This window comes from Actinomycetes bacterium (assembly GCA_035506535.1).
Lineage (GTDB): Bacteria > Actinomycetota > Actinomycetes > DATJPE01 > DATJPE01 > DATJPE01.
In genome coordinates this window covers 1-18,199 of record DATJPE010000054.1, presented here as the reverse complement: position 1 = coordinate 18,199, position 18,199 = coordinate 1, and the positions used below count along the sequence as shown (strand labels likewise).

General features: G+C 71.9%; 13 protein-coding genes, 1 other RNA gene and 3 pseudogenes. 13 read left to right on the top strand and 4 right to left on the bottom strand.

The annotated features are described in order from the left end of the window. Window positions 1–13 precede the first annotated feature (13 nt). Window positions 14–1,156 (bottom strand): SLC13 family permease, encoded by a 1,143-nt coding sequence (locus VMI11_07820; GenBank protein HTY72316.1) that lies wholly within the window; start codon window positions 1,154–1,156, stop codon window positions 14–16. Window positions 1,157–1,202: 46 nt separating this feature from the next. Between VMI11_07820 and VMI11_07815 the strand changes: the two genes are divergently transcribed. The 4 genes from VMI11_07815 to VMI11_07800 are packed head-to-tail and all read left to right on the top strand — an operon-like array spanning window position 1,203 to window position 9,388. Beyond that, window positions 1,203–2,633: an RNB domain-containing ribonuclease gene (locus tag VMI11_07815; protein ID HTY72315.1), complete on the top strand. Its 1,431-nt coding sequence runs from the start codon at window positions 1,203–1,205 to the stop codon at window positions 2,631–2,633. A 37-nt stretch (window positions 2,634–2,670) separates the two neighbouring features. Continuing rightward, window positions 2,671–5,955 carry a transglutaminase family protein gene (locus tag VMI11_07810; GenBank protein HTY72314.1) on the top strand — a complete coding sequence of 1,095 codons (3,285 nt, stop codon included), beginning with the start codon at window positions 2,671–2,673 and terminating at the stop codon, window positions 5,953–5,955. Beyond that, window positions 5,952–8,474: a circularly permuted type 2 ATP-grasp protein gene (locus VMI11_07805; GenBank protein HTY72313.1), complete on the top strand. Its 2,523-nt coding sequence runs from the start codon at window positions 5,952–5,954 to the stop codon at window positions 8,472–8,474. Before VMI11_07810 ends, VMI11_07805 begins: the two co-directional genes overlap by 4 nt. A gap of 8 nt (window positions 8,475–8,482) precedes the next feature. Then, entirely contained in the window at window positions 8,483–9,388 is a 906-nt protein-coding gene (locus tag VMI11_07800) for a transglutaminase family protein (protein HTY72312.1), read from the top strand. Here the strand turns inward: VMI11_07800 and VMI11_07795 are convergent. Then, window positions 9,372–10,214 (bottom strand): alpha/beta hydrolase, encoded by an 843-nt coding sequence (locus tag VMI11_07795; GenBank protein HTY72311.1) that lies wholly within the window; start codon window positions 10,212–10,214, stop codon window positions 9,372–9,374. The two genes, VMI11_07800 and VMI11_07795, sit on opposite strands and share 17 nt — an antisense overlap. 65 nt (window positions 10,215–10,279) lie before the next feature. Here VMI11_07795 and VMI11_07790 point away from each other — a divergent pair, with 65 nt between their 5' ends. From VMI11_07790 to rnpB, 5 genes are all read left to right on the top strand, one after another. Further along, window positions 10,280–11,320 carry a putative zinc-binding metallopeptidase gene (locus VMI11_07790; protein ID HTY72310.1) on the top strand — a complete coding sequence of 347 codons (1,041 nt, stop codon included), beginning with the start codon at window positions 10,280–10,282 and terminating at the stop codon, window positions 11,318–11,320. 41 nt (window positions 11,321–11,361) lie between these two features. Then, complete coding sequence (locus VMI11_07785) at window positions 11,362–11,565, top strand: hypothetical protein (GenBank protein HTY72309.1); 204 nt, start codon at window positions 11,362–11,364, stop codon at window positions 11,563–11,565. Further along, the gene (locus tag VMI11_07780) at window positions 11,562–11,945 is read left to right on the top strand and encodes a type II toxin-antitoxin system death-on-curing family toxin (protein HTY72308.1); all 384 of its coding nucleotides are present in this window, start codon (window positions 11,562–11,564) and stop codon (window positions 11,943–11,945) included. The genes VMI11_07785 and VMI11_07780 overlap by 4 nt, the downstream gene beginning before the upstream one ends. An 88-nt stretch (window positions 11,946–12,033) precedes the next feature. Beyond that, complete coding sequence (locus tag VMI11_07775) at window positions 12,034–14,064, top strand: spermidine synthase (protein HTY72307.1); 2,031 nt, start codon at window positions 12,034–12,036, stop codon at window positions 14,062–14,064. A 27-nt stretch (window positions 14,065–14,091) separates the two neighbouring features. Then, window positions 14,092–14,484: RNase P RNA component class A (gene rnpB / locus VMI11_07770), an RNA gene on the top strand. An 81-nt stretch (window positions 14,485–14,565) separates the two neighbouring features. On the opposite strand, the gene VMI11_07765 is transcribed toward rnpB, so the two are convergent. After that, complete coding sequence (locus VMI11_07765) at window positions 14,566–15,126, bottom strand: potassium channel family protein (protein HTY72306.1); 561 nt, start codon at window positions 15,124–15,126, stop codon at window positions 14,566–14,568. Beyond that, entirely contained in the window at window positions 15,123–16,181 is a 1,059-nt protein-coding gene (locus VMI11_07760) for an FUSC family protein (protein ID HTY72305.1), read from the bottom strand. Before VMI11_07760 ends, VMI11_07765 begins: the two co-directional genes overlap by 4 nt. A gap of 204 nt (window positions 16,182–16,385) precedes the next feature. Here VMI11_07760 and VMI11_07755 point away from each other — a divergent pair. The 4 genes and pseudogenes from VMI11_07755 (at window position 16,386) to VMI11_07740 (ending at window position 18,199) form a co-directional block, all read left to right on the top strand. Beyond that, window positions 16,386–16,594 (top strand): annotated as a pseudogene (locus VMI11_07755) (IS481 family transposase). Window positions 16,595–16,675: 81 nt separating this feature from the next. Then, a pseudogene (locus VMI11_07750) lies at window positions 16,676–16,778 on the top strand (integrase core domain-containing protein). Window positions 16,779–16,990: 212 nt separating this feature from the next. Further along, on the top strand, window positions 16,991–17,509 hold the full coding sequence (locus VMI11_07745; GenBank protein HTY72304.1) for a GNAT family protein: 519 nt from the start codon (window positions 16,991–16,993) through the stop codon (window positions 17,507–17,509). Window positions 17,510–17,522: 13 nt separating this feature from the next. Next, a pseudogene (locus VMI11_07740) lies at window positions 17,523–18,199 on the top strand (IS256 family transposase).

Genomic DNA, 18,199 nt, shown 5'->3' with positions numbered 1-18,199 from the left:
GCCCGGCTGAGGGTCAGGTGGTGGCCGCGAGCGCGGCGGTCGCGGCGAGCAGGACGAGCGGCACGAGGACCATCCCCTCGAGGCCGAAGCGGCGCCAGGAGACGTGGACGTCGCGGGTGCGGCAGCGCTCTCGCCACAACAGGGTGGCGAGGGATCCCCACAGGGTCAGCAGCGGGCCGAGGTTGGTACCCACCAGCAGGGCGAGCAGACGTACGTGCGACGCGGCGACCGCGGGCTCGATCGCCAGGTACGCCGGCAGGTTGTTGACCAGGTTCGACGACAGCGCCCCGACACCCGAGACGCGCAGCAGTGCCAGCAGGCCGCCGCCGTCGGAGCCGACCGCGTCGCGCAGCGCCCGGGAGAGCCCGTGGACCTCCGCGGCCTCGACCACGAGGAAGAGCCCCAGCGTGGTGACGACGAGGGGCAACGGCACCAGGGACCAGCGCAGGGATGCTCGGCGGCGCAGCACGAACCCGGCGAGCAGTACCGCCGCCCCGGCACACGCCGCGGCCCAGTAGGGAACTCCGGCCACGAACAGCACCGCCAGCACCAGGCACACGCCCGCGCCCAGCCAGAACAGGACCGCGTCCTCGACCGGCTCGCGCCGCGGCGCGACGTAGCGGCCGGAGAGGTCTCGCCGGTGGAGCGCGTACAGCACGACCACCGTCACGGCGACCGAGGCGACAGCGGCCGCCCAGGTGTGACGCCCGTACGTCGTCGCCGACCAGCCCAGCCGGTCGACGGCGAGCAGGTTCGTGAGGTTGGACACCGGGAGCAGCAGAGACGCCGTGTTGGCCAGCCACACCGTGGTCATGGCGAACGGCAGGGCCGGCAGCTCCAGCTGCGCGGCCAGTGCGAGGACGACGGGAGTCAGTAGCACCGCGGTGGTGTCGAGGGAGAGCACGATCGTCGTTGCGGTCGCGAGGGCGACGACGAGCAGCCACAGCGCGAGCACCCGTCCGCGCGCCAGCCCGGCGGCGACATGGGCGGCCACGTCGAAGACCCCCGCCGCGTCGGCGAGCTCGGCGAGGATGGTCACCGCCGCGAGGAACACCAGGATCGGGGTGACCCGGTCGAGGACCGCGCGGGCGTCCTGCAGCGGCAGCAGGCCGGTGAGGAGCACGACGATCCCCGCGGCGCCGGCGACCCTCCACATCGTCGGTCACCCTAGGCGTGGCGCGGCGGGCTCCTAGGGTGGGGGCGTGGTGCGCCGCCGGCTCAGGCTCAGCGCGACGGCCGCATCGCTCGCACCGGAGTTCGCGCGGGTCCGCCAGCAGCTGCACGCGCCCGGTGAGTTCCCGGCCGCGGTCATCGGCGAGGCGGAGGCGGCGGCCGCCACCCCGAGGCTGCCGGGGGAGGACCGCCGCGACCTACCCCTGGTCACGATCGACCCGCCCGGGTCCACCGACCTCGACCAGGCGATGCACCTGGCGCGTCGGCGCTTGGGCGGCTACCGCGTGCACTACGCGATCGCCGACCTCGCCGCGTTCGTGACGCCGGGGGGAGCCCTCGACGGTGAGGCGCACGGACGCGGGCTGACCGTGTACTGCCCCGACACCCGTCTCCCGCTGCACCCGAGCGTGCTGTCCGAGGGCGCCGCGTCCCTGCTCCCCGGCAAGGAGCGGCCGGCCGTGCTGTGGACCCTCGACCTCGACGCCGACGGGGCCCTCGTGCGCACCGACGTCCGTCGCGCCCTCGTGCGCAGCCGCGCCCGGCTGGACTACCCAGCCGTGCAGCGCTCGCTCGACCGCGGCAGCAGCGAGGACCTGTACGTGCTGCTGCGCGAGATCGGACGGCTGCGGCGACAGCAGGAGCGGGCGCGCGGCGGGGTGTCCCTCAACGCCCCCGAGCAGGACGTCGTCGCCGACGGAGACGGCTGGACCCTGCGCTACCGCCTGAGCCTGGCGGTCGAGGACGACAACGCCCAGATCTCGCTGCTCACCGGCGCCGCGGCCGCCGCCATCATGCTGGAGGGCCGGATCGGCGTGCTGCGGACGATGCCACCGGCGGATCCGCGGGACCTGGCGCGGCTGCGGCACCAGGCCGCCGCCCTCCACATCGACTGGCCCCACCGGCTCGGCTACGCCGACGTCCTGGCCGGTCTCGACCCACGCCGGCCGAGGACGGCGGCCTTCGTCGTCGAGGCGCTGTCGTTGTTCCGCGGCGCTGCCTGGACCCCCTTCGACGGCGCTGTGCCCTCGGTCACCACCCACGCGGCCGTCGGCGGTCCCTACGCGCACGTGACGGCTCCGCTTCGCCGCCTCGTCGACCGGTACGGCCTCGAGGTCTGCCTCGCCCTGCACGCGGGGCGAGAGGTTCCCACGTGGGTGCGCGAGGCGCTGCCCGCCCTCGGCCAGGAGATGGCGGCGGCCGACCACCGCGCCAAGGCGATCGAGCACGGCTGCACCGACCTCGTCGAGGCGGCGGTGCTGTCCACGCACGTCGGTGAGACCTTCGCCGGGGTGCTGGTCGAGCCCGACCGGGTGCAGCTCACCGACCCCGCCGTGGTCGGCCCGGTCGACGGCAGCGAGGCGCTGGTCGGGCACGACGTACGGGTCCGGCTCGTGACCGCCGACATCGCCTCCCGTCAGGTGCGGTTCACCCTGGGCGTTAACGCACCCGCAACACGGTGAGGCCCTGTCCCGGGGGACGAAACCCTAGATTGACCGCGTGACGATCAGGGTGGCGCTGGAGCACCGCACCACCTACAGCTTCGACCGGCTGGTCGGGATCGGACCGCACGTGGTGCGGCTGCGGCCCGCGCCGCACTGCCGTACGCCGGTCACGGCGTACTCGCTTCGGGTCAGCCCCGAGCGCCACTTCGTCAACTGGCAGCAGGACCCCTTCGGCAACCACCTGGCCCGCCTGGTCTTCCCCGAGCGGGCGCGCGAGCTGAGCATCGTCGTCGACCTGGTCGCCGACCTGACCGTCATCAACCCCTTCGACTTCTTCGTCGAGGAGAGCGCGGCGCGATACCCCTTCGCCTACGACGCGACGCTGGCCGCCGACCTCGAGCCCTATCTGCGGCCGGCCCTCGGTCCCGGCGACGACACGGTCCGGGACTGGGTGGCCGCGCACCGGCGGGCCGATGTGGCGATCGTCGACTTCCTCGTCGAGCTCAACCAGGCGCTTCGCGCCGACGTCGCCTACACCGTGCGCCTCGAGGCCGGGGTGCAGTCGCCGGAGGAGACCCTGCGGCTGCGTCTCGGGTCCTGCCGGGACTCCGCCTGGCTGCTCGTGGCGGCCCTGCGCGAGTTCGGGCTCGCCGCGCGCTTCGTGTCCGGCTACCTGGTGCAGCTCGTGCCCGACGTCGACGCCCCCGCGGGCATGACCGGGGACTTCACCGACCTGCACGCGTGGGCCGAGGTGTACGTCCCCGGGGCGGGCTGGATCGGCCTGGACCCGACGTCGGGGCTGTTCGCGGGGGAGGGCCACATCCCGCTGTCCGCGACCCCCCACCCGTCGAGCGCGGCGCCCATCACCGGGAGCACCGACCCGTGCGAGGTCAGCTTCGCCTTCGCGAACACGCTCCGGCGCATCCACGAGGACCCGCGCGTGACCCGGCCGTACACACCGGAGCAGTGGCAGCGGGTGGACGCCCTGGGCCGCCACGTGGACGAGCTGCTCGCTGCCGGCGACGTACGGCTGACCATGGGCGGGGAGCCGACGTACGTCTCCGCGTCGGACATGGACGCACCCGAGTGGACGGTGGAGGCCGACGGGCCGGGCAAGCGCCGACTGGCCGGTGACCTCGCCCGGCGGCTGCGCGATCGCTGGGCGGCGGGCGGGCTGGAGTACCGGGGTCAGGGCAAGTGGTACCCGGGCGAGGATCTGCCGCGCTGGCAGATCGGCCTGTACTGGCGCACCGACGGGACTGCGCTGTGGTCCGACCCGACCCTGCGGGACGATCCTTGGGCGGAGGGTCACGTCGAGCGGGCACACGGCGCCGTCCTCGCCGCGGCCGTCGTCGCCGCGCTCGGGGCGCCACCCGCGTGCTGCCTGCCGGCCTACGAGGACCCTCTCGCCGAGCTGCTCGACGAGGCGCGGCTGCCCCTCGGCGAGCCGCCGGAGGGCGACCCGGACGCGGCCGACCGCCGCCTGCGCGCGCCGAACGCCCGCCTCGCCGTGGTCGAGCGCCTCGACGCCCGGGCGGGGGAGCCCGTGGGCTGGGTGCTCCCCCTGCACCGCCTGCCGGACGGCCGCGGCTGGGCCACCAGCCGGTGGCGCTTCCGCCGCGGCCGGCTGGTCCTGCTCCCGGGGACCTCGCCAGTGGGCCTGCGGCTGCCGCTGTCCTCCGTGGCGTGGCAGCCGGGACCGGATCAGCCCGACCCGGCGGCCCTCGACCCGCTCCCGCCGCTCCAGGCGGCCATGGCCCTGCTGCCGGCGATGCCCACGGTCGAGGTGGCGGTCGAAGGTGCGCCGACGACGGCCCTCGCGGTGGAGGTGCGCGACGGCCACGCGTACGTCTTCCTGCCCCCGCTCCAACGCCTCGAGGACTACCTCGAGCTGCTGGCCGCGGTCGAGTACGCGGCGGGCACGGTCGGCTGCCCGGTCGTCATCGAGGGGTACGCCCCGCCGGGTGACCCCCGGCTCCACGCCCTCAGCGTCACGCCGGACCCCGGCGTGATCGAGGTCAACGTGCAGCCAACGGCGACCTGGCCGGAGCTGGTCCACGTCGTCGCGTCGGTCGACGAGGACGCCCGACTGTCCGGTCTCGCGACGGAGACCTTCGCTCTGGACGGCAGCCACGCCGGGACCGGCGGCGGCGACCACCTGACCCTCGGCGGCCGCACCCCGGCGGACAGCCCGCTGCTGCGGCGACCGGACCTCCTGGTCAGCATGCTGACCTTCTGGCAGCACCACCCGTCCCTGTCGTACCTGTTCTCGGGTCGTTTCGTCGGTCCGACCAGCCAGGCCCCGCGAGCCGACGAGGGGCGCCCCGAGACGCTGTACGAGCTCGAGATCGCCTTCGCCGAGCTCGACCGGCTCGGCGCCGACGCCCGCCCGTGGCACGTCGACCGCCTGCTGCGCCACCTGCTCACCGACATCACCGGCAACACCCACCGCTCGGAGTTCTGCATCGACAAGCTGTTCAGCCCCGACTCCGAGCGCGGCCGCCTCGGTCTGCTCGAGCTGCGGGGCTTCGAGATGCCGCCGCACCCGCAGATGGCGCTGGTGCAGGCGCTGCTGGTGCGCGCGCTCGTGGCGCGGTTCTGGGCCGCCCCGTATCGCGCGCCGCTCGTGCGCTGGGGCAGCGAGCTGCACGACCGCTTCCTGCTGCCCGACCCGCTCGCCGACGACGTCGCGGAGGTCGTGGCGGACCTGCGCCGACACCGGCTGGACGTCGAGCTGTCCTGGCTGGAGCCGTTCCTGGAGTTCCGCTTCCCGCGCCTGGGTCGCGTCGACGTCGCCGGCGTGGGTATCGAGCTGCGCTCGGCGATCGAGCCGTGGCACGTGCTCGGCGAGGAGGTGACCGGCGGCGGGACCGCGCGCTACGTCGACTCCTCGGTGGAGCGTCTGCAGGTCGCCACCGAGGGCCTCGTCGCGGCCCGGCACCTGCTGACCTGCAACGGAGTCCCGGTACCGCTGCGCTCCTCGGGCCGGGCGGGCCGTAGCGTCGCCGGTGTGCGCTACCGGGCGTGGAACCCCCCGTCGGCCCTGCACCCCACGATCGGGGTGCACAGCCCGCTGGTCTTCGACCTCGTCGACCGGGTGAGCGCGCGCAGCCTCGGCGGCTGCACCTACCACGTCGTCCATCCCGGCGGACGGGCGTACGAGACCTTCCCGGTCAACGCGGCCGAGGCCGAGGCGCGCCGAGCCCGGCGCTTCGACGCCTCGGGGCACACTCCCGGACCGGTCGATGTCGCGAGCCTGATCGAGAGGGAGCGGCGGCTGGCCCTCGACGGGCTGGAGCACCCCCGCACCCTCGACCTGCGGCGGACGCCCCCGGCATGAGCAGTGTGACGACACGGGCCGGTGTCCTCGGCCCCTATCTGGAGCGGCTGCGCGCGACCGGCGCGCCCGACGAGCTGGCGAGCGGCGGGCGGGTGCGGCCGGCGTGGACCGAGGTGGCCGACGCGGTCGAGGCCCTGGGCGTCGACGGGCTGCTCGCCTGCGGCGAGCAGGGCCGACGGCTGCTGGAGGACGACGGGGTCAGCTACATCGTCACCGACGAGGACGGCGCGCAGGCGCGGGCCTGGGCGCTCGACCCGCTGCCCGTCGTCCTCGGCCAGCAGGAGTGGGCCGAGCTCGCCCGGGGGCTGACCCAGCGGGCGCAGCTGCTCGACCTCGTGCTCACCGACGTCTACGGGTCGCGGCGGCTGGTGCGCGGCGGGCTGCTGCCGGCGGAGCTGGTCCTGGGCCACGACGAGTACGTCCGCGACGCGGACGGCGTACGCCTGCCCGGCCCCCGCCAGCTCTTCCTCGCTGCGAGCGACCTGGCCAGGGACGCCGGCGGTGAGTGGCGCGTCCTCGGCGACCGTACCCAGGCGCCGTCGGGCCTCGGCTTCGCGATGGAGGACCGCCGCGTCGTGTCCCGGGTGGTCCCCGACCTGTACCGCGCCACGCGGATGATGCGGCTCTCGCCGTTCTTCCAGACGCTACGTGTCGCGCTGCAGTCGGTCGCGCCCGAGGCGAGTGAGACGCCACGCGTCGTCCTGCTGACGCCCGGCACGCACAGCGAGACCGCCTTCGACCAGGCCTTCCTCGCCACCATGCTCGGCTACCCGCTGGTCGAGGGATCCGACTTGACCGTCCGAGACGGCCGTGTGTGGCTGCGCGCCCTCGGCCGCCTCGAGCCGGTCGACGTCGTCGTTCGGCGTGTGGACAGCAGCTGGTGCGACCCGCTGGAGCTGCGCCCCGACTCGCGCCTCGGCGTCCCCGGCCTGGTGGAGGCCGCGCGTCGCGGCAGCGTGGCGGTGGTCAACCCGATCGGGGCCGGGGTGCTGGAGAACCCGGGGCTGCTCCCGTTCCTGCCGGCGCTGGCCCACGAGCTGCTCGGCGAGGACCTGCTGCTCCCGGCGGTGGACACCTTCTGGTGCGGCGACCGGACGTCAAGGGCGCACGTGCTCGCGCACCTGGATCGCATGGTGCTCCGGCCGCTGTCCCGCGGCCAGGGGCGCAGCCGCTTCGGCGAGCTGCTCAGCGAGGGGGAGCGGGCGGACCTCGCCCGCCAGATCGAGACCGACCCGGAACGATGGGTGGGCCAGGACCCGCTCGTCCTCAGCACCGCGCCTGCGGTCACCCGGGAGGGCTTGGAACCGCGTGCGTGCGTGCTGCGGACCTTCGCCGTGTCGCTCGACGGGAGCTACCGCCCGATGCCCGGCGGGCTCGCCCGGGTGGCCCCGACCCCGGACCTGCGCGTCGTCACCAACAACGCGGGCGCGATCGCCAAGGACGTGTGGGTCCTCGGCGACGAGGGTCGCGGTGCCGAGTGGATCCACGAGGGCCCGGCGGTCGTCGCGGTGCGTCCCGAGACGAACGTCTCGCCGCGCATCGCCGAGAACCTGTTCTGGATCGGCCGGTACGCCGAACGCGCCGAGGACGTCGTCCGCCTGCTGCGGACCGCCCTCGACCGCGCGAACGACTTCCAGCGCGGCGGGGACCCGGTGGGCGCGGAGAGCCTGCGGGTCCTGCTCCGGACGTTGACGGAGATGACCACGACGTACCCGGGGTTCGTCGGCGCCGGCTCCGAGGAGCGGCTCGCCGACCCGCTGCCGGAGCTGTACCGGCTGCTCGTCGACCCCACCGCCGGCGGCAGCGTCGCGCAGGCCGTCGCCGCGCTGGTCCAGGCCGCCCACGAGGTCCGCGACCAGCTCTCGACCGACACGTGGCTGGCGCTGGGCCGCGCCGAGCGCGTGCTGGCCAAGACGGCGGCCGGGTCGGCGCAGCGGGTGGGAGCCCTGACCTCCGCGCTCGCCCAGGTCCTCGATGCGATGCTCGCCCTGTCCGGGGTCATCGCGGAGACGATGGTTCGCGACCCCGGCTGGCGGCTGCTCGACGCGGGGCGGCGGATCGAGCGCGCCGCCTCGCTGGTGGGGCTGCTGCGCGGCACGGTCCTCGAGGAACGGCCGGCCGCCGTGGACAGCCTGGTGGTCGAGTCGGTGCTGGTCGCGGCCGAGAGCATCATCACCTACCGGCGCCGTTACCGGGACAAGGCGTCCGTGCAGACCGTGCTCGACCTGCTGGTGCTCGACGCCGACAACCCTCGCGCCCTCGCCTACCAGCTGAACCGGCTGGACGAGGACCTGCGCCTGGTGCCCGGGGGTGGCGGCGCGTCCGGGCCGGAGCGGGTCCTCGACCGGATGGCGACCCGGCTGCGCCGCTTCGACTCCGCCGAGCTGGCCCGGCCGAACGAGCGGCGCCGGGCGGAGCTCGCCGTGGTCCTCGGCCACTGGCACGAGGATCTGCGCGAGCTGTCCGACTCCGTGGCGGCGACCCACTTCCGCCACTTGTCCCCGCCGCAGCCGTTGTGAGCGAGCACATGACGACCGCGACCCGCTACCGCGTGGTGCACGCCACGGAGTACGTCTACGACGACGACGTGACCGGCAGCTACGGCCAGGCGCGGCTTCGGCCACGTGACCTGCCGTCCCAGACCTGCCGGTCCTCGACCGTGTACGTCGACCCGCGGCCGGAGGACGTGCGCGACCACACCGACCACTTCGGCAATGTGGCGACCTACTTCCACGTGGCGCACCCGCACACCCGTCTGACGGTGACGTCGACCAGTGTCGTCGACGTCAGCGCGCCCGCCCTTCCGGTCACCTTCGCCACGCAGCCGTGGGAGGTGGCCCGCGACACCCTGGCCGAGCCCTACGGGCCGCACGCCGAGGCGCGCGAGTTCGCCCTGGCCTCCCCCCGCGTCGGGCGCGAGCCGGCGGTGGCGGCCTACGCGCGGAGCTCCTTCCCGGCGCGGCGGCCGATCGGCGAGGCCGTGCTCGACCTGGTCCAACGCATCCACGCCGACTTCCGCTACGAGCACGGCGAGACCACGGTGACCACGACGCTTCCGGAGGTGCTCGAGAGTCGGGTCGGGGTGTGCCAGGACTTCGCGCATCTGCTGGTCGGCTGCCTGCGCTCGGTGGGGCTGGCCGCCCGCTATGTCAGCGGCTACCTGGAGACGCAGCCACCGCCGGGGCGCGCCAGGCTCGTCGGAGCTGACGCCTCCCACGCCTGGGCGTCGGTGCTCGTGCCGGGCTCGGGCTGGGTGGGTGTCGACCCGACCAACGACCAGCTCGTCGACGGGCGCTACGTCACCCTCGCCTGGGGGCGCGACTACGACGACGTACCGCCGCTCAAGGGCGTCATCTTCACCGAGAGCACCCGTCACCTCATGCAGGTGCGAGTGGACGTGCTGCCGGTAGGGGAGGTCAGCCCCGAGCGGTGAGGCGGTCGAGCGCAGCGCGTACGGCACCGGGCCGTTCGTACCACGGGAAGTGGCCGGCGCCTTCGACCCGTTCGACCCAGGCGCCGGGGATCGCCGCGGCCGTCGCCACGCCAGCCTCGTCGGCCGGGATGGGGCTGCGTTCGCAGACGACGACCCCGAGCGGTACGTCGACGGCGGGTAGGGCCGCCTCGAGCGCGGGCAGCTGCTCCTTGAGGGACTCCCAGAGTCCGGCGTACGCGGCGATCGAGCTGCGCATCGGCGGCATCGGCGGGACGTCGCCGGGGTCGGCGAAGTACGCGGGCCAATACAGCCGCATGCTCTCGAGGACGTCGTCCTCGGTGCCCTCACCGGCCATCGCCCGGCGGTCCAGCTCCTCGGCCCGCACCCGGTTCTCCTCGGGGATGCGGGCGTTCATCGCCTGCTCGAAGACCTCGTTGCCTCCGTCGCCGACCCCACCGAGGGGGTCGACGGCCAGCCCCCCGTCGAGGCGTTCGGGGGTCGAGACGAGCAGGTGCCAGAGCAGGTGGCCGCCCCAGGAGTGGCCGAGGACGAAGGCACGGTCCCACCCCAGGGCGTCGAGGAACGAGACTACGTCGTCCACCGCCGTCGCGACGGTGAAGGGAGGCTCGGCCACGGATGGCGGCAGGCCGCGCTGCTGGAACCAGGCGACGTCGTAGCCCGCCCCGAGCTCGCCGACCACGTCCTCGAGGTAGTCGCACGACAGGCCGGGGCCGCCGTGCAGGAGCAGGACCCGTGGCCCGGATCCCTGCCGCCACCCGACGAGCTCGCCGCCGGCGACGCGAGCGTGCACCTCTTCCCGTGGCATGGCCCCGACCCTAGCTCCGACAGGGGCCGTCGTCAGGGGCCCGACGGGTGCGGCAGGCTGCTGCGGTGCGTTCGTTCGCCTGCGACGTCTGCGGCCGGCTGGTCTTCTTCGAGAACTCCGCGTGCGTGCACTGCGGTAGCGCGCTCGCCTTCTCGCGCGAGCTGGAGCGCGTCGTCGCCCTGGACGGCTCCGGACGCTTCCTCGGTCCGCGCGCGACGTCGCAGCGCGTCTGCGCCAACCTCGACCTCGCCGGCTGCACCTGGCTGGTCGACGACGTCGGGGAGCCGGCGCTGTGCGACTGCTGCCGCCTGACCCGTACGCGCCCAGCCGACGACGACGTCGTCGGGCTGCGGGCGTTCGCACGTACCGAGGCGGCCAAGCGCCGGCTCGTCTTCCAGCTCGACACCCTCCGGCTGCCGGTCGTCGGCCGCGACGTGGACCCCGAGCACGGGCTCGCCTTCGACCTGCTGTCGAGCGCGACCCAGCCGGTGGTGACCGGGCACGACGACGGCCTGATCACCATCGACCTCGCTGAAGGCGACGACGGCTACCGGGAGGCGGTGCGCGTCCGTCTCGACGAGCCGTACCGCACGCTGCTGGGCCACCTGCGGCACGAGGTCGGCCACTACTACTGGGGCGTCCTGGTCCGCGAAGAACGGCTGGCCGAGTTCCGAGCGATCTTCGGCGACGAGCGGGCGGACTACGCCGCGGCGCTCGCGGACTACTACGCCGCGCCGCCGGGGGAGTGGGGCACCGGATTCGTCAGCGGATACGCGACCGCGCACCCGTGGGAGGACTGGGCCGAGACCTTCGCGCACTACTTGCACATCCGGGACACGTTGCAGACCGCGTCGGCGTACGGCCTGTGGGTCGGCGGTCCGGACGCCCCCGTGCGCCCGGACCCCGACGTGGCGCTGGCGGCCCTGCCGTCCGAGGAGGCCGACACCATCGAGGACGTCCTCGCGATGTGGCTGCCGCTGACCTACGCGCTGAACCAGGTCAACCGCAGCATGGGCCGCGAGGACCTCTACCCGTTCGTCCTCGCTCCCCCGGTGGTCGACAAGCTGGGGTACGTCCACCGCCTGGTGACGGGACTCTCGCCCTGAGCGAAGTCCCGTTTAGGTATCATCAATGATACCATCTTTCTATGGCGATGACGTTACGGCTCACCGAGGGGGAGGCAGCTTCCCTGCGGGCGCAGGCGGCGCACGAGCACCGTTCCATGCAGGACGTCGCTCGGCAGGCGATTCGCGAGTACGTCGAGTCGCACAGCAGGCGGGACCTGCTGGATCAGGTCCTCGATGAGGCCCTGCCCCGCTACGCCGAAGCCCTCGAGCGCTTGTCGCAGTGATCTTCCTGAGTCTGGAGGACTTGCTCCACGTTGCTGAGCGCACTCTTGGGGAAGTGCTCGTCCGCGATCTGGGACTGCTCGAGTCAGCGGTCGCCCGTCCACAGACCTCGGTACTCGGTGAGGACGCGTACGCGAGCCTCGACGAGAAAGCGGCCGCGCTGGTCCACTCGCTTGCCCGCAACCGTGCGCTCGTCGACGGGAACAAGCGCCTGGCTCTCGTGGGCCTGATCGCCTTCTACGGACTCAACGGGCGCCGTCTGATCTTGAGCAACGAGGAGGCCTACGACCTCATCATCGCCATCACGTCGGGCGAGTTCGACGACGTCACGTCCATCGCGACCCTGCTCGCGCAGGCCACCGAGCCACGCACGCACTCCTGAGGAGCGGGCAACGGCTTCGCCGGGTGATCGAGCGGGCGAGTAGGGTCGCACCGGCCCCCACCGCCGCGCCGTCGAGGAGGATCGCCACGTGACGCAGACCGAAACCCGGTTCGGTCCACGTCTGCCCATCGTGCGAGGGGGCGGGATGGACGTGCGCCTGCGGCTGGTCCTGGGCAGCACGCTGATGCTCTTCCTCGAGCTCGCGCTGATCCGGTGGCTGGCCGGGAACATCGTCCACCTCGGCTACTTCAGCAACTTCGTGCTGCTGGGCTCCTTCCTCGGCGTCGGTCTCGGCTTCCTGCGCTACCGCCCCGGCATCGCCAAGCCGTACTACTTCCTCGTGGTGCTCGCCGCGCTGGTCGTGATCGTGCTCAAGTTCCCGGTCACCGTCGACCGCAGCGGCAACGACCTGGTGTTCTTCACCAGCCTGCACACCAGCGGGCCGCCGGCTTGGGTGATCCTGCCGATCGTGTTCTGCGCCGTGGCGGCCGTGATGGCCGGACCGGGGGAGCTGGTGGCCGCCTGCTTCGTCGAGCTCCCGCGGCTCGACGCTTACCGCTTCGACATCATGGGCAGTCTGCTCGGCATCGCGTCGTTCACCGCGCTGTCCTTCCTGCGCGCGCCGTCGGTGGTGTGGGGCATCGTCGTTGCCGTTCTCAGCCTCGTCCTGCTGAGCCCGCGTCCGCCGCTGGTGACGGCGATCGCCGGCCTGGTCATCGTCGGGGCGCTGACCGTCGAGTGCCTCCAGCCCGGCATCACCTGGTCCCCCTACTACAAGGTCCACACCAGCACGCAGGGCCCGATCACCCGCATCGACGTCAATGGCATCCCGCACCAGTCGGTGTCCTCGATCGCGATCAAGACCGCGGCTGACCCGCTCTACCTCGTCCCCTACGAGCGCATCGTCAACAACCCGCTGCGGGACGTCCTCATCGTGGGCGCAGGCACGGGCACCGACGTCGCCCTCGCCCTGTCCAAGGGCGCCAAGCACGTCGACGCGGTCGAGATCGACCCGCGGATCTACCAGATCGGCACCCAGGTCAACCTCGACCGCCCCTACGCCGACCCTCGCGTGACGGTGCACATCGACGACGGGCGGGCGTACCTGCAGCGCGCGCACAAGCACTGGGACCTCATCATCTTCGCGCTGCCCGACTCCCTGACGCTGGTCTCAGGTGCGAGCCAGGTGCGCCTCGAGTCCTACCTGTTCACCAAGCAGGCCCTGCAGACCGTGCGCGCGCACCTGAACCCCGGTGGCGCGTTCGCGATGTACAACTCCTACCGCGACCGGTGGCTGCTCGGACGGCTGGCCAACACCGCCGCCGTCGCGTTCGGCCACGACCCATGCATCGACCTGCTGTCGGCGGTCCGCGCCGTGGTCTCCGTCGGCGTGAGCCCCCAGGACCAGCAGTGCGGCACCGGCCCGAAGGCGGTGACCCGCGCGCAGCTGGACGGGCCGCCGCCGGTCAGCGACACCCGGCCGTTCCTCTATCTGCGCTCACCCGGCCTGCCCTCGATCTATCTGTGGGCGCTCGCGCTCATCCTCTTCGTCAGCCTGCTCAGCGTCCGCGTCATCGGCGGGCCGCTTCGGCGCATGCGTCCGTACGCCGACCTGTTCTTCCTCGGTGCGGCGTTCCTGCTGCTCGAGACCCGTGCCATCGCCGGCTTCGCGTTGTACTTCGGCACGACGTGGGTGGTGAACTCCATCGTCTTCGCCGGCGTCCTGCTCGCGGTGCTCGCGGCCGTGGAGTACACCCGTCGCTTCCGCACGCCTCCGATCAGGGTGATGTACGCCCTGCTGGCCTGCGCGCTCCTGCTGGCCTACCTCGTGCCGACCGGCTTCGTGCTGCGTCAGGAGCTGCTGGTGCGGCTCGTCCTGTCGGTCGTACTCGCGTTCCTGCCCATCGCCTTCGCGAACGTGGTGTTCGCCAAACGATTCGCGCAGACCGCCGACGGAACCACTGCCTTCGGCGCGAACCTGCTCGGGGCGATGGTCGGCGGCTGCCTCGAGTACCTCGCGCTCATCGTGGGCTACCCGGCGCTGCTCGGGATCGCCGGGCTGCTCTACCTCGCCGCGTTCACCCTGCTCCCGCGCTCGGCCATCGCCACGGCGGCGTAGCCGCCGTTATCCTCGAGGCACGGCGGACGAGCCGGCCGGGCGGTCGCGTCGGTGACCACGAGGTCATCGCCGAGGAACGTCCGGGCTCCACAGGGCAAGGTGGTGGGCAACACCCACCCGGGGTGACCCGCGGGACAGTGCAACAGAGAGCAGACCGCCTCGGCCGCGAGGCCGCGGTAAGGGTGAAACGGTGGTGTAAGAGACCACCAGCGCCCGGGGTGACCCGGGCGGCTAGGTAAACCCCGCCTGGAGCAAGGTCAGACAGGGGACGTACCGCTTCGGCGGAGGAGGGCGGCCCGCCCGAGTCCCCGGGTAGACCGCAAGAGGTCGTCGGCAACGGCGACCCGAGAGGGATGACCGCCCATCGGGAGGCCGCGAGGCGCCCGTGGACAGAACCCGGCGTACAGGCCGACTCGTCCGCCGCCCTTGGCAAGCGCTGAAGACGACGCCCCCCCGTGAGCCTAGCGAGGGGCGCTCCGGATCGGCATCACTTCCTTTGCGCTAGGAGGTGTCCTGCTGGGGTGCCTGGTGTTCGCTTCTGGCGTATCGGACGGCGCCGAGGAACACGCGGATGGCGAGTCCGAGGACGAGTAGGTCCAGGATCATCTGGACGGTGACCAGGAGGCGAGCGGTCTGGCTGGCGGCGCTGATGTCACCAAAGCCCACGGTGGTGAACACAGTGACGGTGAAGTAGAGGGTGTCGGTGCGGGTTAGTGAGTGGACGTTGAAGTTGCCGGGGTCTGATTGGGACATCGCGAAGTAGGTGGCCGCGAACAGCAGCAGGAAAAGCGGGATCGTCGTCGCGAGCGCCTCGACGGCGCGCACTCCGGGACGCGGAGACCGGATGATGGCCCGCACCTCGTATCCCGCCACCGCTATCAACACGACCAGGGCGACGGTCATCGAGAGCCCGAGGGGCACCCCGGCCAGGTGGTCCAACGGCAAGAGGTAGTAGGCGGCGACCAGGACGGCGGTCGCTATCAGCGCCCGAAGCAGGCCGGCCGCGATGAGCCGTCGACGCTGCCACGCAGGCAGGGACAGGGCCGGGTGAGGCGTCGTCACGGGTTGACCGCAGCGTACTGCCCTGCGTCGGGCTCAGGGTGGGTCTGCTGGTAGTGCGCCCATGCCACCGCGATGCCGGACGCGAGGAGCACCAACGCGGCTCCGATCAGGGTGAAGGCGACGCGTTGAGCGTCGGTCTTGCCTACGGTCGCGATGCTGCTGGAACTGAACAGCACGACCGCCGGTGTCATGAACGCCATGTAGAGCCCGTAGTGAGGCCCTTGCCGTATCACGCCGGCGATGACCAGCAGGATCACACCAATGGTCAAGAGCGCCAGCTCGGAGTCGGTGTTCGAGGCGATGATCGACGCGATCAAAGCCCCACCAACCGTCCCGATCACCCGCCGCCAGGCCCGGTTCAGGGTGTCCTGGTGGCCCACCTCGGTGACCACCAGCAGGGTCACGACCAGCCAGGATCCCTGTGAGCCTGGACGCCAGATCAGCACGCCGAGGGTGCTGAAAGCGCACAGCACGGTGATGATCACCGTGTACGCGACAATGTCTGATCGATTACTGGCAGCGGCCCGGGACGGTGCCCGGCCACGCAGCAGCCGAGGGAATACCAGGTTCGCCCACAAGGCGCCGCCGGCCAGGAACAAGGTCATCCACAGCAGGTAGGAAGGCGTGGTCCGGTCCACGGTCTGCCCGCTCCAAGACGGTGGCGCGATGAGCATCGAGGCCATCAGAACCGGAAGCATCAAGGTTCCCCGACTCAGACCGCGCGCCGCGCTCAGCCCGACCCCGACGCACATCAGCGCCATGAGGGCCGCGCCCAACACCGGGACGCCACCAGCCAGGATCGACAACGGGGTCAGGACTGCCAGCAGGCCCATACCCAGGTAGGCGACCACGCGGCCGCCCAGCAGCAGCCCGACCAGCCCGGTGATCCCTCCCATCATGGTCCAGGACGCGGCTGCCCACTGCCCGCTGAGCAGGGCAAACAGCACATAGGGCACGGCCACGACGACGACCACGGCGAGGCTGATCACCGTGCGGCGGACCAGCACCTGACCCATTCGCGGGCTATCCGACTGCGTGCTTGCCGTGCTGGCCATAGAACGCACCTTTCCGCCAGCCGAGGGGCGCACCGATCCCCAATCGAACAGCCACCCGGGCCTCATTGTCGAGGGACCTAGTTGTACTCGGCCGGGACGCTGGTGATGGTGCCTTCGGCGCGCCTGTTTGATCAGGATGGAGACCTCCGAGCGCGGTGGTGATTGCGATGTCAGTCACTAACACCGGAGGACTCCCGCTTGACCGGGGTACCGGAGCAGACCGTGAGTCGGGTGCTGCACCGCCACGACGTGCCGCACCTGTCCCAGCTCGACCAGGTCACCGGGCAGGTGATCCGCTCCTCGAAAGCGACCGCGACCCGTTACGAGCGGACCGCCCCGGCGAGCTGATCCACATGGACGTCAAGAGGATCGGCCGGATCCCCGACAGCGGCGGGTGGCGCGCCCACGGGCGGGCGATGGGCAGCACGGCCGACGAGGAGGGCGACACCTGCGGACAGTTCCTCGCCCACGCCGCTGTCTAGGCCGCCGAGGTGCTCGAGGCCATCGGCGCCCGGCACGTCACCATCAAGCCCGCACTGCCCCTGGCACAACGGCAAGGTCGAGCGCTACAACCGCACCTTGGCGCGGGAATGGGCCTGCGCGACACACCCATCTAAGCAATCACGAACGCAGCGCGGCGTTGCCCACCTGGCAGTGCACCTAAGACACTGGACACACCTACAACACTGAACGCGCACACACCGCCCTCGACGATCAGCCACCCTTCAGCCGCGTTGTCTCAGCAACTTGACGGCCGAGTACACCTAGGATCTGACCGCTACCCAGACCTGCCTGTTAGCGTGCCCACCATGAGCAGGCTGTCGCTGACGGCGCCTCTCGCCTCTGCGACGTCAACCGTTCGCGAGTTGCAGCCGTCCGATGCAGACGCGGTCGTCGCGCAAGCCGCCCGAGGAGTCCCGATCGCCCGGGGTCGCATCCTGATCCCGAGCAACTCAGAGCAAGCCAGCGCGCAGATCGCCGAGTTCGATGCACTGCGGGAGAAGGACCAAGCCACCCTGCTCGGAGTCTTCGACTCGCAAAGCGGCGAGCTCGCCGGGGTGATCAGCCTCCGTCTTCACGAGGACTTTGTGGCCGAGGGAGCCTTGTGGAACGCCGACCACCATGGCACCCGCCGGGTCACCGCTGACGGACTGGCACTCCTCACCGCCCACGCCCACAGGCATATGGGGATCATCCGCCTGTGGGTCGAAGTCGACCCACTCGACCAATTCGCTCGCTACCTGTCCGCCAAGGGCGGCTGGCAACTCGAGGCCAAGATCCGCCCACCCGGTGGACCAGACAAGGACCGTTACTCCTCCGTCAGGTGACCGCCAACGCTTTACAACAGCGGTCGATGACCTGGTCGCTGCGCTCGGCGTCGACTCCGGGATCTCCAAGAGCGAGGTGTCTGGTATCTGCGCCGGCCTCGATGAGACGGTGTCCGCGTTCCGCACCCGCCGGCTGGACCACACCACGTTCCCCTACGTCTACCTGGACGCGACCTACCTGCATGTGCGCAACGCCACCAGCCAGGTGGTGTCGATGGCGGCAGTGATCGCGACCGGGATCCGCGCCGACGGCGGCCGGGAGGTCCTCGGCCTCGACGTCGGTGACAGCGAGGACGAGGTGTTCTGGCGGGCGTTCCTCACCAGCCTGAAGCAGCGCGGGCTGACCGGTGTCCGGCTGGTGATCAGCGACCAGCACAGTGGTCTGGTCGCCGCGTTGCGCCGCAGCTTCCAAGGTGTCGCGCATCAACGCTGCCGCGTGCACTTCGCCCCCAACCTGCTCGCGCTGGTGCCGAAGACGCACGTCGACATGGTCGCTGCGGTGTTCCGCACGATCTTCGCCCAGCCGAACCCGACAGCCGTCGCCGCGACCTGGGAGCAGGTCCGTGACCAGCTCACGATGGCCTTCCCCAAGATCGGGCCGTTGATGGACGAGGCGAAAGCCGAGGTGCTCGCGTTCAGCGCGTTCCCCCGCGCGCACTGGGCGAAGATCTGGAGCACCAACCCCCTGGA

Bases quoted from the DNA above. Each gene is read 5' to 3' on its own strand.
- VMI11_07820 (HTY72316.1), bottom strand. From the start codon at position 1,156: ATGTGGAGGGTCGCCGGCGCCGCGGGGATCGTCGTGCTCCTCACCGGC.
- VMI11_07805 (HTY72313.1), top strand. From the start codon at position 5,952: ATGAGCAGTGTGACGACACGGGCCGGTGTCCTCGGCCCCTATCTGGAG.
- VMI11_07800 (HTY72312.1), top strand. From the start codon at position 8,483: ATGACGACCGCGACCCGCTACCGCGTGGTGCACGCCACGGAGTACGTC.
- VMI11_07795 (HTY72311.1), bottom strand. From the start codon at position 10,214: ATGCCACGGGAAGAGGTGCACGCTCGCGTCGCCGGCGGCGAGCTCGTC.
- VMI11_07785 (HTY72309.1), top strand. From the start codon at position 11,362: ATGGCGATGACGTTACGGCTCACCGAGGGGGAGGCAGCTTCCCTGCGG.
- VMI11_07760 (HTY72305.1), bottom strand. From the start codon at position 16,181: ATGGCCAGCACGGCAAGCACGCAGTCGGATAGCCCGCGAATGGGTCAG.
- VMI11_07745 (HTY72304.1), top strand. From the start codon at position 16,991: ATGAGCAGGCTGTCGCTGACGGCGCCTCTCGCCTCTGCGACGTCAACC.